We start from the raw sequence: 4,721 nt of genomic DNA on the forward strand, positions 1-4,721 counted from the left end.
CCCCTATAACACCCTTAACTCACTGTACCGACAGCAGCTGAACTCCCAGGGGGAACTGCCGGTTAAAAAAACCAATATTGCCGCCTATAGCGGTGAACTGACCTATTCAGAGCTGTTCGGGCATAAAAAAGGCGCCTATACCGGGGCTTCAAGTGATCGTCGGGGGATTCTGGAAGAGTGTATGGGCGGGGTGGTGTTTCTGGATGAGATTGGCGATGCAGACCCCAAGACCCAGGTGCAACTGTTGCGCTTTCTTGATAATGGCGGCTTTGTCCGGTTGGGAGAGAATGCAGAGCGGTTTAGTCGGGTGCTGCTGGTGGCAGCCACTAACAAGGACCTGCCTGCAGAGATTGCTGCAGGGCGTTTTCGCGAAGATCTTTATCACCGTTTGGCCGAGCTTTCAATCCGCTTGCCCTCGTTAAATGAGAGACGTGAAGATATACCGGATCTGGCGGTTCACTTTCTTGGCAAGCTGTATCGCACTTATCGTGGACAGCAGGATTCTGAAGAACCACCGGTGCTGGCCGAAGAAGCCAAGGCAGAGCTGGTGGCACATCAGTATGAAGGGAACATCCGTGAATTACGTTCAATCCTTTTGCGGGCGATGTTTTTCCGGCGTGGTAATCTCATAGGAGGCGACGCTATCCGTCAGGCTGTTAAAGGGGTTGGTCTGGGGAGCATAAGTCAGCCAGCAGACGGTCGTGAGCTGGCGGTGCATCTGGCTGACGCCATTATTGAGCGGATTCGGCAGGGGGGTGACTTCTGGCAAGATATCTATGAGCCGTTTACCCGCAATGATATTTCCCGGGATGTGGTCCGGTTGGTGGTGGAAAAGAGCCGCAGCTTTGCCGGACGGCCCCTGCCGGGGGTGGCTCGCTATCTGAAGGCCCTGGCCGATGGGATGAGTAGTGATGAACAACGCAAGGCGCTATATAAATTTAAAAACTTTCTCTACAAGACGGTACGGTTATGAGGGGCAGGTTTGGAACCTGCCCCTACTGTCGTCGTCATTAGATTGCGTCAGTTAACCGTTTCTGCTTGCAGTGCAGCCGGTTCAAGGCATGGATGAAGGCCTTGGCCGAAGCCACGATGATATCCGTTGATGCCCCTTTGCCCACCACGGTATGACCACCTTCTTCCACCCGAACGGTTACTTCACCCTGGGCATCGGTGCCGCCGGTGATGGAGCCGACGTTGTATTGGGTCAGTTTAGCCTTGGTCTTGGTCAGTTTACGGATCGCCTTAAGGGCTGAGTCAACCGGACCATCTCCCAGTTCAGCGGTGCGAACCGGCTTGCCATCGATCTCCATCTGCACGGTGGCCGTGGCCACGGCAAAGGAGCCGCATGTCACGGTAATATGATCCAGCTTGAACAGGTCCTCTTCCCGTGATTCATCAGTCACAATCGCATCAAGATCCTCGTCAAAGACCTCTTTTTTCAGGTCGGCCAAGGCCTTGAAACGATCAAAGGCACGGTTCAGCATCTCGTCATTCAGATCGTGCCCCAGCTCTTCCAACCGTTTCTTGAAGGCGTGGCGGCCAGAGTGTTTGCCCAGTACCAGCGCACTGGCGGTCAGGCCGACTGATTCAGGGGTCATGATTTCGTAGGTGGATTTGTCCATCAACATGCCGTGCTGGTGGATACCGGCCTCGTGGGCAAAGGCGTTGGCACCAACCACTGATTTGTTAGGCTGCACCGCGATGCCGGTGATGTTTGTCAGCAGGCGGCTGGCCGGGGTCAATTGTTCTGTGGCAATGCCGGTGACAAAGGGCAGGATGTCGCGGCGGGTACGCAAGATCATGACAAACTCTTCCAGGGAACAGTTGCCTGCCCGCTCACCGATGCCGTTGATGGTGCATTCCACCTGCCCTGCTCCAGCCTGTATGGCTGCAATGGAGTTGGCTACCGACAGCCCCAAGTCGTTGTGGCAGTGTACCGAGATAACTGCTTTTTCAATGTTGGGCACGTTGTCTTTCAGGTACTTGATGATGTTGAAGTACTCAAACGGCACGGTGTAGCCAACGGTGTCCGGGATGTTGACCGTAGTGGCACCGGCAGCGATTACCGCCTCAACTACCTGGGCCAGAAACGGCAGTTGGGTCCGCACCGCATCTTCGCAGGAAAATTCCACGTTAGGGGTGTAGCCTGCTGCCCGCTTGACTGCTTTAACGGCGGCTTCCAGCACCTGTGCCGGTTCCATCTGCAGCTTGTACTTCATATGGATGTCCGAGGTGGCGATGAAGGTATGGATTCGCCCTTTTTCACCGGCGTACTTCAGTGCTTCCCAGGCCCGGTCAATATCCTTGATGCTGGAACGGCACAGTCCGGCAATCTCAGGCCCCTTGATGGTCTGCGCTACTTTCTTGACCGCCTCAAAGTCACCTTCAGAAGCGATCGGGAAGCCGGCCTCAATCACATCAACATTCAACTTTTGTAGTTGTTTGGCAAAACGCAGCTTTTCCTCAATATTCATACTGTTGCCCGGTGCCTGCTCGCCATCGCGCAACGTGGTGTCAAAAATCTTGATAACCCGTGTCTCGTCCTTTACTGCCTGCTTGGCCTTTGCCATGCTCCACCTCCTGTGTGTGGTGTCCTGAAATAAAAATACGCCTCCGCCCTCGTCAATGGGGCGAAGGCGTACTGAGCCTCGCGGTACCACCCATTTTCGTTTACAGCAAGCTGTAAACCTTAATTAAATCCGTTACGTGGATAAATCGGCTCCGACTACTGTTGGTTCACCGGAACGGCTCCAAGGCGAGTTCACAGTCTCCATCCACCGGTTCGCACCACCCACCGGCTCTCTCAAGGATGTACCTCTGTTACTACTCCTCTTCCCAGCCTTTACTCCGATTCCACCTCATGGCGCTCTCTTCGTCGGTTCGTCTGCGTCTCCTCAATGTACTGCTGTACATCTGCGTCGCCGCATTCCTCACCGTCTTGAGATCATCCCATGATCTGAAATCGGATTCATTTTTTGACATCATAAGAAGACCGGATCAGTCCGTCAACTGTTTTGTTTTTAAGGGGTTCTGTTTAGAGATATCAAACAGATGGCAGTTCCAACTGTTCCCCCAAACCATCTTCCAGAAACTCCCGCGAATAACGTACATAGTTGTCAGCAGACTTGTTCAGCCAGGCGATCTCGTCCGGCGTCAGGTCCCGCTTGTATTTGGCCGGAGCGCCGACCCAGAGGGTGTGGGGTGGGATAATGGTTCCTTCGGTGACCAGGGCACGGGCACCAACCAGAGCACCTTCACCCACCACCGCCTTATCCATTACCATGGCCTGCATGCCGATAAAGCAGCCGTCCTTCAGGGTGCAGCCGTGCAGGGTGACAGAGTGGCCCACGGTTACGTCTGCACCGATAACCAGCGGAGCACCGGGGTCGTCAGCATGCTTCTTATGGGTGACGTGCAGCATGGTCAGATCCTGGATGTTGCTACGGGCGCCAATGCTGATAGCGTTGACATCGCCGCGGGCCACCACGTTGTACCAGAGGCTGGCCTGGGCGCCAATGCTGACTTCACCGATCACCACGGCGGTCTCGGCAATAAAGGCGGAAGGGTCGATTTGAGGGGTGATGCCTTTGAAGGGGCGAATCATGAGTTTGGTTCTCCTTAACAGGTCTGAATGGAGCAAAAGTATACACGTTACATTCCTGCCACGTCCATGATTTCGTCTTGTTGCCGTGACGGTATTCTGCTACTTTCCTGATTCTAATACATTGCTTTCAATGGAGGAGCTGTAATGAAGTTTACCAAGATGCATGGTGCTGGCAACGATTACGTGTACGTGGATTGTTTCAAGGAGACCGTAGAAAATCCTGCTGAAACAGCGATCAAGGTTTCTAACCGCAACTTCGGGATCGGCTCTGATGGCCTGATCCTGATCATGCCCACCGATAAGGCCGATGTACGGATGCGGATGTTCAACAGCGATGGCTCCGAGTCGGAGATGTGCGGTAACGGCATCCGTTGTGTGGCCAAGTACGCCTATGACCATGGCATTGTGACCAAGACCGAGATCACGGCTGAGACCGGTGCCGGTATCCTTACCCTGCAGTTATTCCCCAATGCAGAGAATAAGGTTGAGCGGGTGCGGGTCAACATGGGGCCACCACGGCTTTCCCGTGAAGAGATTCCGATGAACGGCACTCCGACTCCCCAGGTGGTGGCTGAAGAGCTGACCGTGCTGGACAAGACCTTTAAGATCACCTGTGTTTCCATGGGTAACCCCCACTGCATTATCTATGTGGATGACGTGGACAACTTTCCGGTGGCCACCTACGGTCCATTGATCGAGAACCACCAGCTGTTCCCCCGCCGTACCAATGTGGAGTTTATTCAGATCATCTCCCGTTCAGAAGTCAAACAGCGCACCTGGGAGCGGGGCGCAGGCGAGACCCTGGCTTGCGGTACCGGTGCCAGTGCGGTCTGCGCGGCAGGTGTATTGAATAATCTGACTGACCGCAAGATACTTAATCATCTGGCTGGTGGTGATCTTGAGCTGGAGTGGGTTGAGAACGGGTCGGTGTTTATGACAGGCCCGGCTACGGAAGTGTTTAACGGTGAGATTGTTTTTTAAGATTTGATAAAACACAGAGCAACTGTGTTCTCTGTCAAGTAGTTTAGTTTAGCTGACCATGGCTGGGTTCCACTTTTGCCCCGTTTTCATCATGGCGTTTAAAATGGTCAGAAGTTTTCTCATACATGCCACTATC

The 4,721-nt window shown here is 53.9% G+C and carries 4 protein-coding genes and 1 other annotated feature; of the genes, 2 read left to right on the forward strand and 2 right to left on the reverse strand.

The features are described 5' to 3' along the window. On the forward strand, positions 1-973 hold a 973-nt coding region (locus OEL57_RS14195; RefSeq protein ID WP_300741314.1), incomplete at its 5' end, for a sigma 54-interacting transcriptional regulator. 37 nt (positions 974-1,010) lie between these two features. On the opposite strand, the gene OEL57_RS14200 is transcribed toward OEL57_RS14195, so the two are convergent. Both OEL57_RS14200 and OEL57_RS14205 read right to left on the reverse strand, forming a co-directional pair. Then, a complete protein-coding gene (locus OEL57_RS14200) occupies positions 1,011-2,570 on the reverse strand; it encodes a 2-isopropylmalate synthase (RefSeq protein ID WP_300741316.1) in 1,560 nt (519 codons plus the stop codon). Between the two features lie 53 nt (positions 2,571-2,623). Then, positions 2,624-2,846, reverse strand: a binding site (T-box leader). A gap of 197 nt (positions 2,847-3,043) precedes the next feature. Then, positions 3,044-3,604, reverse strand: coding sequence for a gamma carbonic anhydrase family protein (locus OEL57_RS14205; RefSeq protein WP_300741317.1), 561 nt, complete (start codon positions 3,602-3,604; stop codon positions 3,044-3,046). A gap of 144 nt (positions 3,605-3,748) precedes the next feature. Here OEL57_RS14205 and dapF point away from each other — a divergent pair, with 144 nt between their 5' ends. Next, a complete protein-coding gene (gene dapF, locus OEL57_RS14210) occupies positions 3,749-4,585 on the forward strand; it encodes a diaminopimelate epimerase (protein ID WP_300741318.1) in 837 nt (278 codons plus the stop codon). Positions 4,586-4,721: the final 136 nt, after the last annotated feature.

The sequence above is a fragment of the Trichlorobacter sp. genome, from assembly GCF_030247655.1.
Classification (GTDB): domain Bacteria; phylum Desulfobacterota; class Desulfuromonadia; order Geobacterales; family Pseudopelobacteraceae; genus Trichlorobacter.